Annotated in this window: 23 protein-coding genes; 1 reads left to right on the top strand and 22 read right to left on the bottom strand. The window is 44.1% G+C overall.

Features of this window, described 5'->3' with window-relative positions; genetic code table 11:
• Window positions 1–312: 312 nt before the first annotated feature.
• From AB5Z01_RS09065 to AB5Z01_RS08960, 22 genes are all read right to left on the bottom strand, one after another.
• Window positions 313–1,095, bottom strand: a complete 783-nt coding sequence (locus AB5Z01_RS09065) for a ZIP family metal transporter (protein WP_368365473.1) — start codon at window positions 1,093–1,095, stop codon at window positions 313–315.
• Window positions 1,092–1,466: a metal-dependent transcriptional regulator gene (locus tag AB5Z01_RS09060; RefSeq protein WP_117858556.1), complete on the bottom strand. Its 375-nt coding sequence runs from the start codon at window positions 1,464–1,466 to the stop codon at window positions 1,092–1,094. Before AB5Z01_RS09060 ends, AB5Z01_RS09065 begins: the two co-directional genes overlap by 4 nt.
• Window positions 1,467–1,735: 269 nt before the next feature.
• The gene (locus tag AB5Z01_RS09055) at window positions 1,736–1,990 is read right to left on the bottom strand and encodes a heavy-metal-associated domain-containing protein (protein ID WP_022288609.1); all 255 of its coding nucleotides are present in this window, start codon (window positions 1,988–1,990) and stop codon (window positions 1,736–1,738) included.
• 92 nt (window positions 1,991–2,082) lie between these two features.
• Window positions 2,083–3,537: a nicotinate phosphoribosyltransferase gene (locus AB5Z01_RS09050; RefSeq protein WP_330023400.1), complete on the bottom strand. Its 1,455-nt coding sequence runs from the start codon at window positions 3,535–3,537 to the stop codon at window positions 2,083–2,085.
• Window positions 3,538–3,632: 95 nt separating this feature from the next.
• A complete protein-coding gene (locus AB5Z01_RS09045; protein WP_287216263.1) occupies window positions 3,633–5,411 on the bottom strand; it encodes a Na/Pi cotransporter family protein in 1,779 nt (592 codons plus the stop codon).
• Between the two features lie 156 nt (window positions 5,412–5,567).
• On the bottom strand, window positions 5,568–5,969 hold the full coding sequence (gene atpC / locus AB5Z01_RS09040) for an ATP synthase F1 subunit epsilon (protein WP_256321389.1): 402 nt from the start codon (window positions 5,967–5,969) through the stop codon (window positions 5,568–5,570).
• Window positions 5,970–6,085: 116 nt separating this feature from the next.
• Complete coding sequence (gene atpD, locus AB5Z01_RS09035) at window positions 6,086–7,495, bottom strand: F0F1 ATP synthase subunit beta (RefSeq protein WP_046439681.1); 1,410 nt, start codon at window positions 7,493–7,495, stop codon at window positions 6,086–6,088.
• 153 nt (window positions 7,496–7,648) lie between these two features.
• The gene (gene atpG / locus AB5Z01_RS09030) at window positions 7,649–8,512 is read right to left on the bottom strand and encodes an ATP synthase F1 subunit gamma (protein WP_046439679.1); all 864 of its coding nucleotides are present in this window, start codon (window positions 8,510–8,512) and stop codon (window positions 7,649–7,651) included.
• Window positions 8,513–8,525: 13 nt separating this feature from the next.
• A complete protein-coding gene (gene atpA, locus AB5Z01_RS09025) occupies window positions 8,526–10,040 on the bottom strand; it encodes a F0F1 ATP synthase subunit alpha (RefSeq protein WP_195221459.1) in 1,515 nt (504 codons plus the stop codon).
• A 20-nt stretch (window positions 10,041–10,060) separates the two neighbouring features.
• A complete protein-coding gene (atpH, locus tag AB5Z01_RS09020; RefSeq protein WP_256320944.1) occupies window positions 10,061–10,609 on the bottom strand; it encodes an ATP synthase F1 subunit delta in 549 nt (182 codons plus the stop codon).
• Entirely contained in the window at window positions 10,609–11,124 is a 516-nt protein-coding gene (gene atpF, locus AB5Z01_RS09015; protein ID WP_038671185.1) for a F0F1 ATP synthase subunit B, read from the bottom strand. Before atpF ends, atpH begins: the two co-directional genes overlap by 1 nt.
• 55 nt (window positions 11,125–11,179) lie before the next feature.
• Window positions 11,180–11,434 (bottom strand): ATP synthase F0 subunit C, encoded by a 255-nt coding sequence (atpE, locus tag AB5Z01_RS09010; RefSeq protein ID WP_022288618.1) that lies wholly within the window; start codon window positions 11,432–11,434, stop codon window positions 11,180–11,182.
• A 53-nt stretch (window positions 11,435–11,487) separates the two neighbouring features.
• Window positions 11,488–12,216, bottom strand: a complete 729-nt coding sequence (locus AB5Z01_RS09005; RefSeq protein ID WP_287216261.1) for a F0F1 ATP synthase subunit A — start codon at window positions 12,214–12,216, stop codon at window positions 11,488–11,490.
• Window positions 12,217–12,600 carry a hypothetical protein gene (locus AB5Z01_RS09000; protein ID WP_332009103.1) on the bottom strand — a complete coding sequence of 128 codons (384 nt, stop codon included), beginning with the start codon at window positions 12,598–12,600 and terminating at the stop codon, window positions 12,217–12,219. It abuts the gene before it with no gap.
• Between the two features lie 336 nt (window positions 12,601–12,936).
• The gene (locus tag AB5Z01_RS08995; RefSeq protein WP_302844589.1) at window positions 12,937–13,209 is read right to left on the bottom strand and encodes a hypothetical protein; all 273 of its coding nucleotides are present in this window, start codon (window positions 13,207–13,209) and stop codon (window positions 12,937–12,939) included.
• Between the two features lie 132 nt (window positions 13,210–13,341).
• Window positions 13,342–14,316: a hypothetical protein gene (locus AB5Z01_RS08990; RefSeq protein ID WP_332009101.1), complete on the bottom strand. Its 975-nt coding sequence runs from the start codon at window positions 14,314–14,316 to the stop codon at window positions 13,342–13,344.
• A 269-nt stretch (window positions 14,317–14,585) separates the two neighbouring features.
• Complete coding sequence (locus AB5Z01_RS08985; RefSeq protein WP_117864457.1) at window positions 14,586–15,437, bottom strand: hypothetical protein; 852 nt, start codon at window positions 15,435–15,437, stop codon at window positions 14,586–14,588.
• Between the two features lie 133 nt (window positions 15,438–15,570).
• Window positions 15,571–16,569, bottom strand: coding sequence for an efflux RND transporter periplasmic adaptor subunit (locus tag AB5Z01_RS08980; protein ID WP_332009100.1), 999 nt, complete (start codon window positions 16,567–16,569; stop codon window positions 15,571–15,573).
• Window positions 16,570–16,718: 149 nt separating this feature from the next.
• Window positions 16,719–17,816, bottom strand: a complete 1,098-nt coding sequence (gene hemW, locus AB5Z01_RS08975) for a radical SAM family heme chaperone HemW (protein WP_117864455.1) — start codon at window positions 17,814–17,816, stop codon at window positions 16,719–16,721.
• Entirely contained in the window at window positions 17,813–18,286 is a 474-nt protein-coding gene (locus AB5Z01_RS08970; protein WP_022288626.1) for a hypothetical protein, read from the bottom strand. Before AB5Z01_RS08970 ends, hemW begins: the two co-directional genes overlap by 4 nt.
• 197 nt (window positions 18,287–18,483) lie before the next feature.
• Entirely contained in the window at window positions 18,484–20,286 is a 1,803-nt protein-coding gene (gene lepA / locus AB5Z01_RS08965; RefSeq protein WP_117858531.1) for a translation elongation factor 4, read from the bottom strand.
• Between the two features lie 128 nt (window positions 20,287–20,414).
• Window positions 20,415–21,272, bottom strand: a complete 858-nt coding sequence (locus tag AB5Z01_RS08960) for a hypothetical protein (RefSeq protein ID WP_117892191.1) — start codon at window positions 21,270–21,272, stop codon at window positions 20,415–20,417.
• A 203-nt stretch (window positions 21,273–21,475) separates the two neighbouring features.
• On the opposite strand from AB5Z01_RS08960, the gene AB5Z01_RS08955 reads away from it, so the two are divergent.
• Window positions 21,476–21,697 (top strand): helix-turn-helix domain-containing protein, encoded by a 222-nt coding sequence (locus tag AB5Z01_RS08955; protein ID WP_022288629.1) that lies wholly within the window; start codon window positions 21,476–21,478, stop codon window positions 21,695–21,697.
• Window positions 21,698–21,772 lie beyond the last annotated feature (75 nt).

The following is a 21,772-nucleotide window of genomic DNA, read 5'->3' as shown; positions in this document are numbered from 1 at the left end:
GATTAAGCAAGCAAGTTTTTAAAAATCAATGTTTTTGACAAATAAAGAAGTATAAACTTAGTGAATTGTGCTATAAGTAATCATCATTTTATATTATTTTTGTCTTTCATTGCCAAAGAAAACAATAGTTAAAAAACGTTTACACTTCATATTAACATCAAACGTTTAAGATAAACAAATTAACAAATGCAATTTACACACAAAACAAAGCCGGGCATATCACTTCAAAATGATATGCCCGGCTATACAAAAAAGATATTCAATACACTTACCATACATAAAGATGATCCCTATGTAAACATAAAAAAACACCTATCCAAGTGCCACATCAAGTATCATCATAAGCACAAAACCTAGCGCAAAAACTATAGTTCCAATATTGGAGTGTGGCTTTTCCGACATTTCAGGTATAAGCTCCTCCACCACGACATAAATCATAGCACCTGCCGCAAAGCTTAGAAGATACGGCAAAACAGGGATTATAAACTGTGCCAAAAGTATCGTCAGCACAGCCCCAACAGGCTCGACAACTCCCGATAAAACGCCGTAAACAAACGCTTTTCCCTTTCCCATACCCTCCGAACGCAGTGGCATGGATATTATCGCACCCTCTGGAAAGTTCTGTATTGCGATACCGAGGGATAATGCCAACGCACCAGCGGCGCTTATAGCATTATGGTCAGCCGCCCAGCCTGCATATACAACGCCAACAGCCATTCCTTCGGGGATATTGTGAAGCGTCACCGCAAGCACAAGCATCGTTGTGCGCTGAAAACTGCTTTTTGCACCCTCCGGTTCGGTGGCATTCATGTGAAGATGCGGTATCACCCTGTCAAGAAAAAGCAGAAAAAACACTCCAAGCATAAATCCCACCGCCGCAGGAACAAACCTCAGTCTACCCATTCTCGCTGATTGCTCCATAGAGGGTATTAGCAAGCTCCACACGCCTGCCGCCACCATTACTCCTGCCGCAAAGCCTGTCAAGGCTCGCTGGACAAGATAATGCAGATTTTTCTTCATGAAAAGCACACACGCCGCACCAAGAGATGTACCCAAAAACGGTATCAGAATGCCTTTAAAAATAGTCATGCTCATTGTTCTTCACTGATATGCTTCTTCAATGCCGCAAAGCTCTCGTCAGACAAAACGTGTTCTATCTTGCAGGCGTCATGTTCAGATGTTTTTCTGTCAACACCAAGACTTACAAGCCACTCTGTCAATACAAGGTGCTTTTCGTAGATCTTTTCCGCAACATATCTGCCGGCATCAGTTAGAGTGATAAAACCGTTTTCGTCCATTGTGATGAACTTTCCCTCACGAAGTATCTTCATAGCGTTTGATACACTGGGTTTTGTAACATTCAGTTCCCTTGCAACATCAATGCTCCTCACCTCGCCGTTTTGCTTGTTCCATAAAACGAGTATCGTCTCCAGATAGTCCTCCCCAGATGTGTGAATGTTTCCCATTTGTATGCCCCTTTCTTTGTTAGCTATAGCTAACTTGCATCTATAAAATTACTGCACGCCACGAAGCTAAGCCTATCAAAACAAAATGCCTTTTCACAAAAAGCTTTTTGCAAACTTAGCCGCACCCTTCTCGTGCAGTATCAAAAGTATAGAATATCGGTTAATGTATACTAACTGATATTTATTATATCACAGAAAATATGTTTTGTCAAGCAAACAAAAAAGCCGTGACAGACCTTTTCATCTGCCACGACTTTGTGCATAGCTATTTACTTGAATCTTGCAAAAAATCCTTTTTTCTCATAAGGCTCTCTTTCAGCGGAAATAAAAGTGTAACCTGTTTTCTCAACTGCTTCTTTAAGCTTTTCATCAGGGATATCCTCATCAACTATAGCCACAGTTTCGCCCTTTGCATGGGAAGAGCTTACCTTTTTCACCTTGAAATTCTGCCTGAAAGTGTCATTCATATGCGATTCACACATTCCGCACATCATTCCGTCTATTTTTACTGTTATCTTTTCCATTTCTGACCCTCCAATGCTTAATAGGTTAGAATTTGCTAACCATGCTTATTGTAACACAGCCTATAGCTTTTTTCAAGTCAATAATGTAAATTTTAATCTGCCGTTTGTCTGTTGTTCTCCGCAAGAAGAAAATTCTTCACTTCCCAAAGCTTCTGAGAAAGGTCAACATAATAAGTGTGCGGATTTTCAAATCTTGTAATCTCGTCCCAAAGAGTGTCTATCTCAGATGCCGCATACTTTACGATATCCTCATATGCAGGCTTCTTGTATACGCACTTGCCGTCCTTGAATATCTGCTGTTGAATAGGCTTTGCCTCAAAGTTTTTGACGACCTTTTTCTTCCATGTAAACTGTGGGTCAAAAAGCGTAAGAGGTCTGCTTTCATCTATCACCTCGTCATGAACACACAGCAGGTCAGCCACAGCCTTGTGGTTATTCTTATCATAAATTCTGTAAAGCTTTTTGAAGTGCGGAGTGGTTATCTTCGCCACGTTTTCAGAAATCTTTATCTTAGGCTGAATATTGCCATCATCGTCCTCCACAGCCGCAAGCTTGTAAACTCCTCCGAAAACAGGCTCGCTCTTTGCGGTGATAAGTCTTTCGCCCACTCCGAACATATCCACCTTTGCGCCCTGATATATCATATCTCTTATAAGATACTCGTCAAGGGCGTTTGAGGCACATATTTTGCAATCAGGATAGCCTGCCTCGTCAAGCATTTTTCTTGCTTTCTTGGAAAGATAAGTTATATCTCCCGAGTCTATCCTTATTCCCACAGGTCGGCAGCCCATAGGCTTCAGCACCTCGTCAAAAGCCTTTATTGCGTTAGGCACACCGCTTTTCAGCACATTATAAGTGTCCACAAGCAGAACAGTGCCATTAGGATAGCACTTACAGTAAGTCTTGAAAGCTTCAAGCTCGCTGTCAAACATCTGCACCCATGAATGTGCCATTGTGCCTGTTGCATTAAAGCCGAAAAGCTGGTCAGTGATAGTGCAGGCTGTGCCTGAGCAACCGCCTATGCCTGCGGCTCTTGCACCGAGTATGGCAGCGTCTGCACCATGAGCACGTCTTGAACCAAACTCAGATACCGCCCTGCCCTGAGCCGCCCTTACAATACGGTTAGCCTTTGTTGCAATAAGTGTCTGATGATTTATGCAAAGCAGAAGATAAGTTTCCACAAGCTGCGCCTGCACCGCAGGTGCTCTCACCGTTATGATAGGCTCGTTTGGGAACACAACAGTACCCTCCGGAACAGCAAATATATCTCCTGTGAAGCGGAAATCCTTAAGATATTCAAGAAAGCCCTCGTCAAAAATGCCCTTTGAGCGCAGGAACTCTATGTCCTCTTCGTCAAAATGCAGATTTTCGATATAGTTTATAACCTGCTCAAGACCGCAGGCAATGGCAAATCCGCCACCGTCAGGTATCTGTCTGAAAAACAGATCAAAATAAGATATCTTTTCCTGCATACCGCTTACAAAGTAGCCGTTTCCCATTGTCAGCTCATAAAAATCGCACAGCATAGTGTAATTGAATTTGTCCATTTTGCTCTCTCCTTTTCAGCTTATAACAAGAGGGACCAATGTCCCTCCTTGCTGTTTTACAATATTATATCACGCCACAGGTGCAAAAACCTGAACTAAAGCGCAAACTTTTCTGAATATTCAGCCAACAGCTTCTCGTAATAGTCAGGACCGTTTCTGTGAAGCTTATCAAGATATTCATGCTTTTTAAGGCTGTTGTATTTCTCTTGGTTTGCGATAAGATAGACCGCAATATTTGAGCAGTGGTCTGATATTCTCTCAACATTTGTGAGTATATCAAGGAAGTTCACACCCACCTCGATGTTGCAAAGACCATTCTTAGACCTGTCGATATGAACAGCCTTAAGCTCCTCAACAAGTCTGTCTACTACTTCTTCAAGTGGCTCGACCTCCTTGAGAACGTTCATATCCCCTGTCTTTGTGGCTTCGATAGCAAGCCCGATTATCTCCTGAATGGCGTTGCACACAACGTCAAGCTCGTGCTTCGCCTGCTCAGAAAAACCGATCTCCTTTTCATAAAGAACATCCGCAGTTTCATAGATGTTTATAGTATAGTCGCCTATTCTCTCATACTCCGAGATAAGGTGGAAAAGCGCAGTAACAGTTCTCGACTCATCCTCGTTCAGACCGCAGTCGTTGAGCTTTATAAGATATGAACCTACTCTGTCCTCCAGCCTGTCGATAAGCTCTTCACGCTCTTTTATCTTGTCGATAGACTTAAGGTCATACTTGTCATAAAGCTCTCTTACCGATATGAAATTCTTCTGTGCCAGCACACCCATTTGAACAACTGCCTCTGTAGCCTGTGCGATAGCAACGTTTGGAGTAACAAGAAATCTGTCGTCAAGAAGATCCTCCTTAGTGAAAGTATCATCGTCCTCAGCGTTCTTCTTATCTCTAATAGTCCATTCGGCAAGCTTTTCAAGCACTGTATAGAACGGCAGAAAGATTATAGTTACCACAACATTGAAGATGGTATGGAAGTTTGCGATGCTTCCCGTTGTAAAGCTCTTATTCCAGAACGGAAGTCCTATTGTATACTGAATGATATAAACGCCGATAAGAAAGATTATAGTACCGATAAGATTGAAATAGAAGTGTATCATAGCGGCTCTCTTAGCGTTCTTTGAAGCACCTATACTTGAAATAAGAGGTGTAGCACAAGTACCGATGTTAGTACCCATTATGATAGGAAATGCAGAAGCGAATGTGATAGCGCCTGACACTGAAAGCGCCTGCAAAATGCCTATAGAAGCGGCTGATGACTGTATGATAGCCGTGAATATCGCACCCACCAATACGCCCAGAACAGGGTTTTTAAGCACTGCAAAAAGCTGCTCGAACTGTGGAAGCTCTGCCAGCGGAGCGATCTTCTCCTGCATAAGTATCATTCCGGTAAAGAGGATACCTATGCCCATCATTATCTCGCCCACGTTCTTTGTCTTGTTCTTCTTTCCCACCATTATGATGATAAGACCGATAACGATAAGTATAGACGAGAAATTTGACGGCTTGCAAAGCTGTAATATAGCAGGGCCGCTGCTGTCGCCCTCGAGGTTTGTGAGCCTTAATATCTGCGTTGTCATGGTCGTTCCGATATTCGCACCCATGATTATTCCAACTGCGCCCTTAAGCTTCAAAAGGCCTGCGTTTACAAGTCCCACCACGATAACAGTAGTTGCAGACGATGATTGCACCGCTGCTGTTACCAATGCACCGAAAAGTATTCCTGAGAACACGTTTCCCGTCATTTTCGCAAGGACCTTCTCCATAAGTCCGCCCGAAGCCTTTTCAAGTCCCGAACTCAATATGGTCATTCCGTATAAAAACAGACCAAGTCCGCCCGCCATTCCGATAATGTTAAAGATACTCAAATCAATTCATTCCTTTTCTTGTTTTTTCCACTGCACAACGTCCGAGCACGCCCCTGCGCACCCCATTACTTACCTTACCTTTACGCCGATTTTACTTAATAAATAAAACAAAGCCAAAGCCTGCACGGATATCCCGCAAGGCTCTGACTTTGATAATTATTTCTTTCCTGCCACCACAAGTCTGTTCATGGCACGTCGCAGTTTCTGCTCTGCCCTTTCAAACTCTTTCTGGCTAGCATTTTCTCTGAGCTTGTTCTCTGCCGCCGCCTTTGCCTTTTCGGCTCTTGCAACGTCTATTTCATCAGCCCATTCGATAGCAGATGTCACCACTGTCACACCGTCAGCAGACACCTTTATAAGCCCTCCCGAAATAGCGGCTGTTCTGAACTCACCTTCTATTTTGATACGGAAAGGAGAAGAAACGATATTTGCCACATATGGCGCATGACCTGCAAGTATACCGATATCACCTGATACGGTCCTCACAATGATCTGCTCAGTATTTCCCTCAAAAAAAATTTTTTCAGGGGTTATTATCTTAAGATCAAAAGGCGTCATAATCTTTCTCCATAAGTTTTTTACAAATCAGCGCATGCGGCACAAAATTGCCACATACATTCACTATATACTATAATCCGACTCTTGTCAAGTATTTTTCTTTAAACGTTCTGTTACTACTGTTCACTTTCTGCGATCTGTCTGCCCTTTTCAACAGCCTCGTCGATAGTTCCCACGAACAGAAAAGCAGATTCAGGCAGATCGTCATGCTTGCCCTCGATTATCTCCTTGAAGCCTCTGATAGTCTCCTTGATAGGCACATATTTGCCCTTCATGCCTGTGAACTGCTCAGCAACGGAGAACGGCTGTGACAGAAAACGCTGTATCTTTCTTGCTCTTGATACAGTGAGCTTATCCTCGTCAGAAAGCTCGTCCATACCCATGATAGCGATGATATCCTGAAGCTCCACATACCTCTGCAAGATAGACTGTACCTGTCTTGCCACCTGATAATGCTCGTTGCCCACTATCTCAGGTGAAAGTATCCTGGAGTTTGACTCCAACGGGTCAACGGCAGGATAGATACCCAGTGAAGAAATACTTCTTGAAAGCACAGTTGTTGCGTCAAGGTGAGCAAACGTAGTTGCAGGCGCAGGGTCTGTCAAATCGTCCGCAGGCACATAAACTGCCTGAACGGAAGTGATAGAGCCTTTTGTTGTTGAAGTGATACGCTCCTGTAACTGACCCATTTCAGTTGCAAGTGTAGGCTGATAACCAACGGCTGACGGCATTCTGCCAAGGAGTGCCGACACCTCAGAACCTGCCTGAGTAAATCTGAATATGTTGTCGATAAAAAGCAACACGTCCTGATGCTCAACATCTCTGAAATACTCCGCCATTGTCAGACCTGAAAGTGCAACTCTCATTCTCGCTCCGGGCGGCTCGTTCATCTGACCATACACAAGCACAGTCTTATCGATAACTCCCGACTCTTTCATCTCATAATAAAGGTCGTTGCCCTCACGGGTACGCTCTCCAACGCCTGTGAATACCGAGATACCACCATGCTGATTGGCAACGTTATTTATAAGCTCCTGAATAAGCACCGTCTTGCCTACTCCTGCACCGCCGAAAAGACCTATCTTTCCGCCTTTCAGATATGGTGCGATAAGGTCGATGACCTTGATACCAGTTTCCAGAATCTCGTTTGAAGCAGACTGCTCTTCATATGTCGGAGGCTCTCTGTGTATCTCCCAGCGCTCCTTAGTTTCAGGGGCAGGCAGATTGTCAACAGGCTCGCCCAGAAGATTGAACATTCTCGAAAGAGTTTCCTTGCCCACCGGAACGGAAATAGCCTTGCCTGTATCAACAGCGTCGATACCTCTCACAAGTCCGTCTGTAGAGCCCATGGCGATACATCTTACTATATCGTCGCCTATATGCTGAGCCACCTCAACAACGAGCTTTTCGCCCTTGTTGTCTATCTCAATGGCATTGAGCAGGTCAGGCAAGCTGTCCTTTTCAAAGCGGACATCAACTACCGCTCCCACTATCTGGACTACCTTGCCTATGTTTTTGCTTTCCATTTATTTACCACCTTTCAAAAAGGGATATCATAGCTTGATATGTTTAAAAGCCTGCAAAATGCAGACGAACACTGTTCGCCCCTGCAAGACTTCTCAAACAATACCCACTACATTTACTTTTGAACGCCCACATTCGGGGCATAATTATTATTTCTATCTTCCGATAGTTGCCGAGCTTATCTCTGTAAGCTCCTGAGTTATCTGCGCCTGTCTTGCTCTGTTGTAAAGAAGCGACAGATTGTCTATCATTTCTCCTGCGTTGTCCGTTGCAGACTCCATTGCAGTACGTCTTGCCGCCTGCTCAGAAGCGTAAGAATCCACTATCGCAGAATAAAGCATACCGCCTATATACTGCGGTATCATGCCGTCAAAGACCTCCTCAGGGGACGGGTCATAGATAGTTGACGGATGCTTTCTTCCCCCAAGCTTGTCAAGATCCTCCACGGGAAGTATCTGCAAACTGCAAGGCTCCTGTGTCAGTACCGACACGAATGTGGTATACACAAGCTCTACCTTGTCATAATCACCATTTCTGAAGCCTGCGATAATATCTTCCACAATGTCTATAACAGTGTCAGTGTCAATGCTCTCCGCTATCTGCGGATATTTCCACACAAGGTCATAGTCACGCTTCTCAAAGAACTCAACAGCCTTTTTGCCCACAGCCATAACACGAAGCTGACCGCCTGATGACAGCACATCGTCAGCCTTTGCCTTAGCCATTTTCAGCACGTTGGAGTTAAATCCTCCTGCAAGTCCCCTGTCGCCTGCCACCACTATAAGCAGTGTGGAATTAAGAAACTTCTTCTTTGTATACACCGACTTGAAAGCTCTGTCGCAGGATATATCGCACATTGTCTTAAAAAGCGTTTCAAAGAACGGCTGAACTGCCACCGCCTTGTCTTTGGCACGTCTGAGCTTAGAAGCCGCCACAAGCTGCATGGCTTTTGTTATCTGCATGGTGCTTTCAACGCTTTTGATACGTCTTTTGACGTCTTTCATATTAGCTGTTGCCATTGCTCAGCGCTCCTTATCTGCTTTGAAGAAACTTCTGTGAATACTCCGCAAGCACGTCCTTTATTGCCTGTTCATTCTCTTTTGTAAGCTCTCCTGTTTCTCTTATTGAAGAGAAAATGTCAGGGTGAGTTTCATCTATATACACAAAAAGGTCTTTCTCAAATTCAGCGATATCTTCAACTCTGATATTTTTCAGATAGTTGTTTACCACCGCATAGATTATGACCACCTGCTTCTCAACGTCCAGTGGTGAGGTCTTGCCCTGCTTGAGCACCTCCACGATACGTTCGCCCTGTGCAAGTCTTTCCTTAGTGTCCTTGTCAAGGTCAGAGCCGAACTGCGAGAATGACTGCAACTCTCTGTACTGTGAATAAAGCAGTTTCAGCGAGCCTGAAACCTTTTTCATAGCCTTTATCTGTGCCGAACCGCCTACACGGGATACTGATATACCAGGGTTTACCGCAGGTCTGACGCCTGAGAAGAACAGCTCAGATTCAAGGAATATCTGTCCGTCAGTGATAGATATAACGTTTGTCGGGATATAAGCCGAAACATCGCCTGCCTGAGTTTCGATAATAGGCAGAGCGGTTATAGAGCCTCCGCCGTAGTCCTTGTTAAGACAGCAGGCTCTCTCCAAAAGTCTTGAATGGAGATAGAATACATCTCCCGGATAAGCCTCTCTGCCTGTTGGTCTTTGAAGCAGAAGTGACATAGTTCTGTACGCCACAGCGTGCTTTGAAAGGTCGTCATAAACGCATAGCACATCCTTGCCCTGAAGCATGAAATACTCAGCCATTGCAACGCCTGCATATGGTGCTATATACTGCAAAGGCGCCATTTCAGAAGCCGTTGCCGATACAACTATAGAATAATCCATTGACCCATGCTTAGAAAGGGTATCCACCACGTTTGCCACAGTAGACTGCTTCTGACCTATCGCAACATAGATACAGATAACGTCCTTGCCTTTCTGATTTATGATAGTGTCAAGTGCTATAGAAGTTTTACCTGTCTGTCTGTCGCCTATAATAAGTTCACGCTGACCCCTGCCTATCGGTATCATAGAGTCGATAGCCTTGATACCTGTCTGCAATGGTCTGTTTACTGATTGTCTTGTAATTATTCCGAAAGCAGGGCTTTCCACAGGTCTTGTTTCTGTTGTAAGCACAGCGCCCCTGCCGTCGATAGGTGCACCGAGAGCGTTCACGACTCTGCCAAGCAGTGCGTCTCCCACAGGCACAGAAACTATCCTGCCTGTTCTCTTTACTCCAGACCCCTCTTTTATTCCGTCCTCAGAGCCGAGAAGTACACAGCCTACAAAATCCTGCTCCAAGTTCATTGCCATGCCGTATGTTCCGTTAGAAAATTCAAGAAGTTCGCCCGACATACACTTGTCAAGTCCATGAACTCTTGAAATTCCGTCGCCAACAGTGCAGACCGTCCCCACATCGTCAAGCTCAAGCTTGCTGCGGTAGTCCTTGATCTGCTGTTTTATCAAGCCTGTTATTTCATCAGGACGTAATTTCATATTAAAATACCGTTCCTTTCCTATGCAATGACCCCGTCGATCTGAGCCTTGATATTATCAAGCTTAGTTCTGACGCTGCCGTCTATTTCTGTGTCTGAATATCTCAGCACGATACCGCCCATAAGGCTTTTGTCCACCTTTTCCACAAGCACTATCTTTGCCCCAGAAACAGCTTCCAGCTTAGCCACAAGCTTGTCCCTGAGCCTTTCAGACAGAGGCATAGCCGTCACCGCAGTGACCTCTATGATATTATTATGCTTTTCATAAAGCTCCTTGAACTTTGCGCATATCTCAGGCAGAAACCTTATCCTGCCCTTTTCGCTCACAAGGCAAAGAAAATTAAGCGTAACAGGCTGTACCCTGCCCATAAACACCTTTTCCAGTGCCGCCCTTTTCTCGTTCTCTGTTACCAGCGGTGACGCAAGCAGCTCCACATATTCCTCCTGACCCTGAGAGAAAAGTATATCCCTTATGCTCCCAAGCTCACCATAGACTTCATCAAGGCAGTTTTCTTCGCAGCACACCTCAAAAAGTGCGTTGCCGTAAATATTCCCGATACTGTCTGCCATTACATCTCACCCACATTGTCAATGAACTTCTCGATAAGACGTTCGTTGTCCTCGCCTGTCATATCCTTTTCCACAACTGCCGCCGCAGCCGAGAAAGCAATATCGGTGATCTCGTTCTTGATCTGGTTGACAGCGATCTTCTTTTCTCTTTCGATCTCTCTTGAAGCGTTATCCACAAGACCCTTTGCCTCAGTTCTCGCTTCGCTGATTATCTCGTCAGAACGCTGTTGAGCCTTTCTTGTTGCCGTCTGTATAATCTGTGCAGACTCTTCCTTTGCACCCTCTAATCTGCTTGTATACTCAGCTTCCAGCTTCTCGGCATTTTCTTTTGCCTCGTCAGCCTGCCTGTAAGTTTCCTTAACATCATTTTTCCTGTCCTCGATGACCTTGTTCACCTTGTCAAACAGAAAATGCTTGAGCACCAAAAACAGTATGAGCGTATTCAGCAAAGTCGCAATTATCGTTGTCAGATCTATTGACAGAAACTCTGTCACATCGCCTGCTGCCAATACCATTTATCCAACCTCCCCTCCGCATCCATGCAGAGCAAATCTTGTTTGAAGCTTTTTATTAAAGCTTTCCGATAAATGGGTTAGCAAAGAGCAGGATAAGTGCTACTACGAATGCGTAGATACCTGTTGACTCAGCCATAGCAACGCCTATGAACATTGTTCTTGTGCAGTCACCCTTAGCCTCAGGCTGTCTTGCGATAGCCTCGATAGTCTTTCCTACTGCGTAGCCCTCACCGATACCAGGTCCGATACCTGCGATCATTGCAAGTCCTGCACCGATTGCTGAACAGCCAAGAAGAATAGCCTTTTCCATAATGATAAACCTCCGTTATTTACATATTTATACTTTTCCGCAAAAGCGGTAATTTACTCTGTTTCCGCAGCCGCACCAACGTTTACCATGGTGAGCATGGAGAAGATATAAGCCTGTATGCACCCTGAGAACAGGTCGAAATACACGCTGAGCACCGCAGGTATACCTACCTGAAATACACTGAACGCCCATGAGCCTGCCTCAAAAGTCAGACCCAGTGCAGATGACAGTGAGCCGAGTGCACCATAAAGCAGTCCCGTTATTACCATGCCGCCTGCAACGTTACCAAAAAGACGGAACGCCATAGACGCAGGCGTTGCCACCTCACTGATGATATTGAGAGGCAGGATAAAAGCCACAGGCTGAGCAAAGCTTTTAAGATAGCCCTTGAAACCATTCGCTTTTATCTTGTTGTATGTGATAAGCACAAATGTCATAAGTGCCCACGTTGCCGTAACATTGATGTCCGCAGTCATAGACCTCAGACCTATCATACTGATAAGAGCGCCAAACACCGCATAAATAAGCAGCGTAGCAATATAAGGGGCATACTTCATCATCTTAACGCCCATGTTCTCTTTGACCATGTTGTTGACGAAGTTCACAAGCATCTCCGCAACCACCTGACGTTTTTTCTCAGGCACTTTTTTCAAATCGTGTGTGAGCCACAAGCACAGTATCAGCACCGCAACTATAATAAGCCAGCCCATCACCACCGTTTCGGTGATCCTCAGACCGCCTATCTCAAACACTATCTTAGGGCCGTTTCCTATACCCGTCATTTATTTATCCCTTCTTTCTCTTATCTGTATGACATACAGAATTATCCTCGGATAAAACTGCGGCAGCAGTATCCCCACTGCACTCACAGTCTTCGTGAGCATAGCCCCAGCACAAAGCACAAAAAGCACCCCATACCTTGCCATATAGCACCCAAGCATTGTCCGCTTAGCCTTTTTGCCCTCAAGCTCCACAGCCTTTTCGCAGGTCACACCAAGGTAGTACATACAAAGGCACATATAGCCCCAGCCCAATGCAAAGCCCGCAAGCTGTGTGATGTCAAAGCCCCACAGCAAAGTAAATGCCCAGCATACAGCAGCCATAACACCGCCCCATAAGCATATTTTTTTCAGCAAGCCGCCAAGCTCAGAGCCTATATTTTTCACTTATTTTCTCCGATTTTCATAAAGAAATCCACCATAAATCTTTACATTTTCTTAATAGCAGAAAATATCTGCCTGATGTATTTCATTATACCACACAGCCCCACATTTTTAAAGAGCAAACCGCAAACTTAAACATTTATTTTACATGGATTTTACATTTCGTTCACAGTTAGTCAAACAATTAGTTAATTATGATTTGGCGTTAATAATTTATCGATAGTCAATCATTGACTTTTGACATTGTTTGAGTTTTGTCATACGATTTCACAATAAAAAACGGACTGCCGCAAGCCGAAATAATATCACGGCTGAGCAGTCCGCAAGCATATGTGCAGCTTATCTGATGATATCGTCAACAACGCTTTCTACAGTGCTTACAGTATCATCAATAATATCCGCACCACCGCTTACAGTGTCCTTGATACCATCGCCAACACGGCTCACAAGCGTGTCGCTGTCATCACGTCTGCTTGTGACCTCATTTTTAGAAGTTGTGGTCGTAGTAACGCCGGAAGATGTCGAACCTGAGTTATCGTCATTTCTTGAACAGCCTGCGAGCATAACACCGCAAAGGCCAAGACAAGTTAGCATAGCAAACAATTTTTTCATAATTAAGTTCCTTTCAGTATAAGATATGCCATTTTAGGCTAATGCTATTATTTCTCGGAGATGAGGATATATTCATAAAAAAAACAAAAAAGAGATGAGCCAAAAGCCCATCTCTCTGTCAGATCAAAAAAATCAATAGAACCGCGATTTCTTTTTCTTGATAACGAAAATAACAGCACCGACAATAACCACCGCAACGACCACAATAACTACAATGCCTACTACTCCGATACCCTTTGAAGATTCAGCCTCAGATGACGAAGTGCTGCTCAGTCCGTTTGACTTAGGCTGTATCTTTAAGCCCTGCACGATCTCCTGTGCCTTTGCACTTTTATTGTAGCCATCGAGATTCATTACCTGAAGATCTACACCGTTCTTCTGCAACGGAGTATCTATTACAAGATTATCAATATAAAGCACATCTGTCTTATCCATTTTCTTTATAACCGGTATCTCGAATACGAACTTTGTTGCTCCGCACTTGTCAGGTACTGGTATAAGTGCTGTCGCATACTGAGTAACATTATTGCTTGCATCTGTATTTATTTCAAGCTGAACACTATTGCTGGTCACCTTTTTGTATTCCTCAGTACAAGGAAAAGCAAACACAGAATCTCCCATAAGTTTGCCCTGAGCGTCCTGATTTATCCTGTACTTGAAAGAAACCATACAGCCGTCAAAACAAGTCATACCAAAATCCTTGGCGTCGATCTCAACGCCCATCGTTATATAAGGCGCATCTTCAGAATCAGAGCCAGGATAAACCAAATTCTTATCATCATCTCTTATAAGCGAAGCAAAAGTACAATAATCGCTTATGTCATTAGGCTGTGTTGCTGTTATCTTAAGGCTTGCACCCTGATAAGCATAGGTCTTTTCTTGGGATGCTCCCACTGATATCTTCTCACCGTCAGGAGTCACCTTGATATATCTCTCCCAATCCTTCATATCAAACGACAAGGACGGTGCTGAAGTATCTGTTGTAAGGATACTCTTGTCGGCACTATATTCAGGTATTTCAGCCTCACTGTCGGCATAAGCAGGCACAGCACAAACGCCAAGCATCATTATCGCTGATACCACGCCAAGTATTCTCTTTGATCTCATTTTAATTCTTATCCTCCCTTGATACTATTGTATGTAAACGCTTTCATAGCCGTTCACACAAGTATCGAAACGTTATAAAACACTATTAATATTTTACACCTTTTTAACAAATCTGTCAAGTGTACCATACAATTTTTCATATAATGTAACTGTTTTGTAATACAAGCTAAGCGTTTTAACCAAAATAACCACACGATTCTTATGAATAAGCTCTTATTGACAGCCATTTTTATCAAAAAAAGACCGCCTTCTCAGACGGTCCTGCGAACTTATTGAATACCAAGGAATTGGAAATACTGCTTATCCGGCATTGTTGTAACAGAAGTGGCTCTCAGATCATCAGCCTCCGAAAGTCTGTACTGCACCTTGAGGACTCCGTCCTCCTTTACCCAGCCAACATCAGGAACTGTTCCTCTTATACCCTTGTTGGAAATGGTCTTTTTGATACCTTTCTGCTTAAGAGTAAAGAATTTAAGCTCGATATCCTGATTGTATGGCACTACGCATATCTTTACAGCACCCTTGTCGCTGTCCTTTACATCATAAAGTATTATCTGATACTGGCCGTCAGGCGATATGGTATTTGATTCTGACGTTACTTCAGTGAGCTTCTTGAAGTTATCTCTGTAGAGAGCATAAACACTTGACGATGTGTCAAGATCTGAATTTAGCACAGTTTCAACAGACGTGCCTCCGAAAAGGATATTAAGCACAAAGTATGCAACTATTCCAAGAACATACAAAAGCAGATATATTGTACCCATTATAACCTTTACAGTTTCGTTCGTGCCTGCTGCAAAGAACATTATGATAGCAACAATGAACGGCGGAACTATCAATATCCAGTCGCCCATGTTGAAAAGTATCATGCAGAACACGACCGGAAGCATGAGTATGCTCAGTATCTCCGTCACAAGCTCACGTCTTGAAAAGAGCATAAGACCCATAAAAACTACGTTAATCACCACATACACTGTGAAAAACGATTTTTCTCTGCCTGCCGCAAACTCCAGATCATACAGGAACGTTGCATAAGTGAGCAGAGTTATTACAGCAAAGTAAGCGACATTGAAAACTGATACCGCTCGCTTTACCCATACGTTAGATAAAAAATCCTTCATTTTTAGTCCTCCCTAGACACTCTGTTCTTTTATTTTACACGAAATTACGCAAAAAATCAAGTGCTTTATTTCTTTATTTTTTCTTAAAACACAAATCAGACATATCAAATAGTATTTAGTTGGCTGAATGCCGTCAATTGAGTATTATCTCTTCACCGCCGCTGAGTCCCGAAAGTATCTCAACGTTGTCGTTGTCCTCGATGCCAAGCTCTACGTCCTGCTCTATCTTTACACCGTCCACAAGCAGGTTCACATAGTTGCGTCCATCAAGCCTCTTCACCGCCTTCTGCGGAACTATCACAGTATCAAGCCTTGAATACACGTCAAAGACAACCTCTATGCCGCCAAGATCCAGCATATCGTTCTCCTCATCAGGGGTGATAACATAAACATATGCCGAGAAATCTCCGCTCTCATTGTAGATTATATCCGTCACAGTGCCGCCCATCGTATTGGCACCCTGCACTATCTGCACTGCAGTGCCAAAATTGACGTTTGTGAGCGCGTTATCAAACACAGACACGCACAGAGCCTTTTGTGATTTATCGGAAGTATACCCAAGCACCTCGCCCTTATTCACCGGCATGAACGCTGTCAGCTCCTGACCTCGTCTGTCTGCAAGATCAAACTGTCCGTCACATGGAGCGTAAACCTTATAATCCTCCAAGGATGCCACAAGACTGTCATATTTGAGCTGTTCTATCTGTAAATCATACTGAGAAAGCTGTATCTCGCTGTAGTCAGCACCGTTCGCCTGCAATGTAGCGACTGTCTGCTTCGCCTGATTGAGCCTTATTTCTTCCTCTTCTATCTGTTCGTCCACATCGTCAGAATAAAGTGTGCAAAGCAGGTCACCCTTTTTCACATCACAAGGCGACTCCACATCTATAGACTTTATCTGACCGCTTGCCTTGAAGGTGACGGTTTCACTGTAAGGGTAATCATAAACACCCTCCTGATGATACTCCTGAGATATATCTCCTATCTCAGCTTTTACCGTCTTATATGTTATATCCTTAGTTTCAAGAATAGGCACAGCTATCTCGTCTTTTTTCTCCGACTTTCCGCAGGCGCAAAGTCCGAAACACATTGCCGCTGCTGAGATCAAAGCAATAAATCTTATACTTTTCATAAAAAAGCCCTCTCGGTAATATAAAACTGCGGACACACTCCGCCGCAGTGAATTATACCACATTTTCCGTCATTTTTCAAGCTTATCCCCTACATATCGTATATCTATTGTATAACTGCACAACACTGTCTGCCTATATTTATACAGGTTTACCACAGCAGTTCACCGATAATAGAGTTTGAAGCCAGAAATCCCGCAGGCGTAAGCCTTAAAATACCCTTTTCGACCACGCAAAGCCCCTGTTTCTGAAACAAAGCCGCCTTCTTGCGGATATTCTCCCCAAGCTCTTTACCACCAAGCTCCTCGGCTTTACCTATGTCAATGCCCTCCGTGAGCCTTAACCCCAGCATGACATACTCCTCTGCCTTGTCAGGGTCGTCCTCAAGCACCACCATGCTCTGCACCTTGTCAGAAATAAACTCCTCAACATCGCTCTTGCAGTAATATCTCTCATTATCAAAGAAAGAATGTGCCGACGGACCAATGCCTATATATTCTTCCCCGTGCCAATATTTAAGATTGTGCCGTGATTTTCCGCCCTCTTTGGCAAAATTTGATATCTCATACTGTAAAAAGCCCTTGCTTGCAAGCTGTCCCACAGTTTGCAAATACATATCGCACAGCATATCGTCATCAGCCACAGCGTTTCTCATCTCATCACAATCAAAAGCCGTACCCTTTTCTATTTTCAGCATATAAGCCGAAATATGATCAACAGGGAGTGCCGTAAGGCTCTCTATGCTATCCCAAAGACTTTCAAGGGTCTGACCCTTTACCCCGAGCATGATATCGCAGGAGATGTGCCTAAATCCCACCTGAGCCGCCGTTTCCACAGCCGACTTTGCCTGAGAAAAGTCATGGAGCCTGCCCAAGAAGCCAAGCTCCCTGTCATTAGCCGATTGAACGCCAAAAGAAAGCCTTGTTACCCCTGCTTTTCTCCACCCTGACATCTTCTCCCTGTCCACAGAGCTGGGATTAGCCTCCAAGGTTATTTCAGGCTGGCAAAGATCAAAGCACTTTCCTGCCGTATCTATTATCCTGTCAACCTGTTCAGCCGACAGCACAGAGGGCGTACCGCCACCGAAGTAGATAGTATCGCATTTTATGTCCCTACCCTTGAAAGCCTCTATATTGCGGCACACAGCCTGCGTGTAGTCCTCATAAAGCTCAGGTCTGCAAACGGAATAGAAGTCACAGTAAGGGCATTTTCTTTTACAGAAAGGCACATGGATATAAATTCCCGTCATAGCATATCCTCGTCATCATCAAAAGCCTTGTCGATATACTCTCCTGTTTTTTCACGGTTGAGCCGAAATCTCTCTATCGCCTTTTTCACACCAAATATACCGCCCCACACAAGGAACATACAAAGGCTTATAAGCACCGCATAAAGCACGAAATAAGCCTGCTGTTTCAAACTGAGCTGAAAATACACCGACCGCCTGTTTAGCATATCGGAAACTTTGGGGTGGATAACGATATAGCAGATAACGCCAAGAATACCTGCATAAGCAAGTGTGCATACCATACCCATAAAAGCTTCCTTGAATTTGAGTGCCGAGAATTTAGCTCCTGCACACACCGCCCACACAGCGATAAGCACAAGCCCAGCCGCCGCAGAGATATTAGCATACACCTCATAAAGCACAGGCAATATCACCGCACCGCTCAGCCCGAAAGCCAGCGACAATTTCATAGACTTTTGTATATCAGGCATAGCTGCTCCTTTCAAAAAAATGTTGATATATTTGTATAAACCAAAACCTATCCACTCTCCGAACGGGCTGTCGAGGGCGCCAGCCCCTACGCCAAAATTCTACCGTTGCAAAATTACTCCGCTCGGTGTTTTCTCTACTTTGTATTGGTGATTTGCTCGGTATGGCTCCGCCATTCCTCACTCCTCACTGAAACTCTCTACTCGTCCAGTTTCAGCACCGACATAAACGCTTCCTGCGGCACTGACACAGATCCAAGCTGTCTCATTCGCTTCTTTCCCTCTTTTTGCTTCTCCAACAGCTTCTTCTTTCTTGTAATATCTCCGCCATAGCACTTAGCAAGCACGTCTTTTCTCATAGCCTTGATAGTTTCTCTGGCTATTATCTTTCCGCCGATAGCCGCCTGCACAGGTATTTCAAAGAGCTGTCTTGGTATATTTTCTTTAAGCTTCTCAGTCAGTCTTCTGCCCCTTGAATAAGCCTTATCCTCGTGTACGATGAATGAAAGTGCGTCAACCACCTCGCCGTTAAGGAGTATATCAAGCTTCACAAGTTTAGACTTCGCATAGCCCATCATCTCATAGTCAAATGAAGCATAGCCCTTTGTGCGTGATTTCAATGCGTCAAAGAAGTCATAAACTATCTCGTTGAGGGGAAGCTGATAATGCAGGTCAACTCTAGTTTCGTCTATATACTTCATATCCTTGTATACGCCACGTCTGTCCTGACAAAGCTCCATTATATTTCCAACATATTCAGACGGCGTATAAATATGTGCGTTAACTATCGGTTCTTCCGCCGAAGCAATATTTGCCACATCAGGATAATTTGTCGGGTTATCAATGAACACAGTTTCGCCGTTAGTCAGATTTACCTTGTAGATAACAGACGGCGCAGTTGTGATAAGGTCGAGATTATATTCTCTCTCCAAACGCTCTTGGATTATCTCCATGTGCAGAAGTCCGAGGAATCCACATCTGAAACCAAAGCCCAGTGCAATTGAAGTTTCAGGCTCGAAGGACAGTGAAGCGTCATTGAGCATAAGCTTTTCCAAAGCGTCACGAAGGTCAGGATATTTTGCTCCGTCCGCAGGATAGATTCCGCAGTATACCATAGGGTTTACTTTCTTATATCCAGGGAGTGCCTCAGCGCAAGGCTCAGCCGCATTTGTCACAGTATCGCCCACACGAGTGTCGCCGATATCCTTGATAGAAGCGGCGATATATCCTACCTCGCCTGCATGAAGCTCGCCCACAGGCACAAGGTCAGTTGCTCCCATATAACCTATCTCCACCGTCTGAAATTCAGCCCCCGTAGCCATAAGCCTGATGGTATCTCCAGCCTTGATATGCCCCTCTTTCACACGGCAGTATATTATAACTCCCTTGTACTGGTCATAATAGCTGTCAAAAATAAGAGCCTTAAGCGGAGCGTTCTCGTCGCCCTTTGGGCATGGTATATCCTTTACAACACGCTCAAGCACCTCTTTGACGTTCGTACCCATTTTAGCTGATATCCTCGGAGCGTCCATAGCAGGAATGCCGATAACGTTCTCTACCTCTGTGCAAGCCCTTTCAGGGTCAGCGGACGGCAGGTCTATCTTGTTTATAACAGGCACTACCTCAAGGTCATGTTCGATAGCAAGATAAGTGTTTGCAAGGGTCTGCGCTTCTATACCCTGGGAAGCGTCAACGATAAGCAATGCACCCTCGCAGGCAGCAAGAGAACGTGACACCTCATAGTTGAAGTCAACGTGACCTGGGGTGTCGATAAGGTTGAAAACATAGTCCTGCCCGTCGTCAGCGTGATAATTAAGGCGCACCGCACGAGCCTTGATAGTGATACCTCTTTCACGCTCGATATCCATATTATCGAGAAGCTGATTTTCCATATCTCTCAGCTTCACAGTATCGGTAAGCTCCAAAATTCTGTCGGCAAGAGTAGATTTGCCGTGGTCTATATGAGCTATAATGCAGAAATTTCGTATATTATTTTCGTTCATTTACTGATTTTCCTCTCTCAGACAAGTATACTTTTCCATAATACTTTATTATAACACGCTTGCCCGACATTGTCAATTTCTCCGCAAAGAAAAAAGGCAGACACAACGTGCCTGCCCCAAAATACATATTATTCTGCGCTGATATATGCCGTTACAGCGTCATCAGAGCTGTCAGAAGTTGTTCCCTCTGGATAAGAGCTGAATGTGAACTTGTAATCCTTGTAGCCCTTTACCATAAGGAAAAGGTTTACATACTTGTATGTATTTCCAACAAAATATTCGTTCTTTTTCTGTGTAAGAAGCTCAGTAGTTCCGCCCATGCCGATATAAGTAGAAGCTCCGTCAGCAGAAGGTATTCCTCCGCCGCCCTTGTTGGAAGCAGAATAGTTTACATCAGGAGAGATTATGCCCCATTCATCGCTAGGGAAATCCTCAGGAACATAGACCTCATATTCCATAACGCAAAGCTCACAGTCATCAGGTATTTTCAGCTCGCTCTCGTCTATCTTGGAAAAATCACTGCCAACAGAGTTGTTAAGCTCGATAGCCTTGTTTACATAATCTGCGTCCTCACTTTTGCTAACTACCTTTGTTATTCTTGTATAAATAGTGTGGTAGATCTTGTCTGTAGCACAATATCTGGTAGTCTTTATCCACTGACCGATAGGCGCAAGATTTTCCTCGCTTGTTTCAGACGGCTCTATAGCACTAGCCGCAATGTCATTGCTGTCACCGCTTGCAGGCTTGTTTTCGTCAGCTGTGCTTGTGTCAGCCACCTCAGCCTGTGATGATTCCGTTACCGCAGGAGCAGTTGTTGTGGTAGTTGTCGTTGCTGTTGCATCTTCTGATGAGTCAGCAGCACTGCTTTCCGTCTGCACAGCCGCAGCAGAGCTTTCGTTATCACTGTCGGAAGACCCGCTGTCAGAACAGCCTGCCATGCCAAAAGCCATTACCACTGCCAATAAAAGAGCAGATATTTTTTTCATAATGTTACCTCCATATTTCTTTAATAAATTTATTTTACAACATTCTCCTATGCAAGTCAACAATATTTTCGACATTTATAAATATTTTGTTAAATACCCACAAACAGCCATAGTGTTTTTACAACATAATGTAGTAAGAAAAGCACAACATAATGTTGTATGATATATTAAATATAGACTATCAGAAAGGAATGGAGCGCCGCATGGTTTTTCAAAGAATACGAGATATGCGAGAAGATGCAGACCTTAAACAAAACGATATGGCAAAAATACTCCATTGCTCACAGCAAGCTTACAGCAACTACGAACTAGGACAGCGTGATATTCCCACGGATATCCTCATAGCCCTAGCTGAATATCACAAAACAAATGTAGACTATCTTCTGGGACTAACCAAAAACAAGACCTACTATAAAGATATGTAAAGGCGCTGTAAAAAAACGCGCAATAAAAAAAGACTGCAACCACCCTTAAAAGGGTAGGAAAGCAGTCTTTTTTGT

This window comes from Ruminococcus sp. RTP21359st1_H3_RTP21359_211015, from assembly GCF_040909065.1.
GTDB classification, from domain to species: domain Bacteria; phylum Bacillota; class Clostridia; order Oscillospirales; family Ruminococcaceae; genus Hominimerdicola; species Hominimerdicola aceti.
This window is presented reverse-complemented; position numbering and strand designations above follow the sequence as displayed.

Bases quoted from the DNA above. Each gene is read 5' to 3' on its own strand.
- AB5Z01_RS09065 (WP_368365473.1), bottom strand. From the start codon at position 1,095: ATGAGCATGACTATTTTTAAAGGCATTCTGATACCGTTTTTGGGTACA.
- AB5Z01_RS09060 (WP_117858556.1), bottom strand. From the start codon at position 1,466: ATGGGAAACATTCACACATCTGGGGAGGACTATCTGGAGACGATACTC.
- AB5Z01_RS09055 (WP_022288609.1), bottom strand. From the start codon at position 1,990: ATGGAAAAGATAACAGTAAAAATAGACGGAATGATGTGCGGAATGTGT.
- AB5Z01_RS09050 (WP_330023400.1), bottom strand. From the start codon at position 3,537: ATGGACAAATTCAATTACACTATGCTGTGCGATTTTTATGAGCTGACA.
- atpC (WP_256321389.1), bottom strand. From the start codon at position 5,969: ATGACGCCTTTTGATCTTAAGATAATAACCCCTGAAAAAATTTTTTTT.
- atpD (WP_046439681.1), bottom strand. From the start codon at position 7,495: ATGGAAAGCAAAAACATAGGCAAGGTAGTCCAGATAGTGGGAGCGGTA.
- atpG (WP_046439679.1), bottom strand. From the start codon at position 8,512: ATGGCAACAGCTAATATGAAAGACGTCAAAAGACGTATCAAAAGCGTT.
- atpA (WP_195221459.1), bottom strand. From the start codon at position 10,040: ATGAAATTACGTCCTGATGAAATAACAGGCTTGATAAAACAGCAGATC.
- atpH (WP_256320944.1), bottom strand. From the start codon at position 10,609: ATGGCAGACAGTATCGGGAATATTTACGGCAACGCACTTTTTGAGGTG.
- atpF (WP_038671185.1), bottom strand. From the start codon at position 11,124: ATGGTATTGGCAGCAGGCGATGTGACAGAGTTTCTGTCAATAGATCTG.
- atpE (WP_022288618.1), bottom strand. From the start codon at position 11,434: ATGGAAAAGGCTATTCTTCTTGGCTGTTCAGCAATCGGTGCAGGACTT.
- AB5Z01_RS09005 (WP_287216261.1), bottom strand. From the start codon at position 12,216: ATGACGGGTATAGGAAACGGCCCTAAGATAGTGTTTGAGATAGGCGGT.
- AB5Z01_RS08995 (WP_302844589.1), bottom strand. From the start codon at position 13,209: ATGAAAAAATTGTTTGCTATGCTAACTTGTCTTGGCCTTTGCGGTGTT.
- AB5Z01_RS08990 (WP_332009101.1), bottom strand. From the start codon at position 14,316: ATGAGATCAAAGAGAATACTTGGCGTGGTATCAGCGATAATGATGCTT.
- AB5Z01_RS08985 (WP_117864457.1), bottom strand. From the start codon at position 15,437: ATGAAGGATTTTTTATCTAACGTATGGGTAAAGCGAGCGGTATCAGTT.
- AB5Z01_RS08980 (WP_332009100.1), bottom strand. From the start codon at position 16,569: ATGAAAAGTATAAGATTTATTGCTTTGATCTCAGCAGCGGCAATGTGT.
- hemW (WP_117864455.1), bottom strand. From the start codon at position 17,816: ATGACGGGAATTTATATCCATGTGCCTTTCTGTAAAAGAAAATGCCCT.
- AB5Z01_RS08970 (WP_022288626.1), bottom strand. From the start codon at position 18,286: ATGCCTGATATACAAAAGTCTATGAAATTGTCGCTGGCTTTCGGGCTG.
- lepA (WP_117858531.1), bottom strand. From the start codon at position 20,286: ATGAACGAAAATAATATACGAAATTTCTGCATTATAGCTCATATAGAC.
- AB5Z01_RS08960 (WP_117892191.1), bottom strand. From the start codon at position 21,272: ATGAAAAAAATATCTGCTCTTTTATTGGCAGTGGTAATGGCTTTTGGC.
- AB5Z01_RS08955 (WP_022288629.1), top strand. From the start codon at position 21,476: ATGGTTTTTCAAAGAATACGAGATATGCGAGAAGATGCAGACCTTAAA.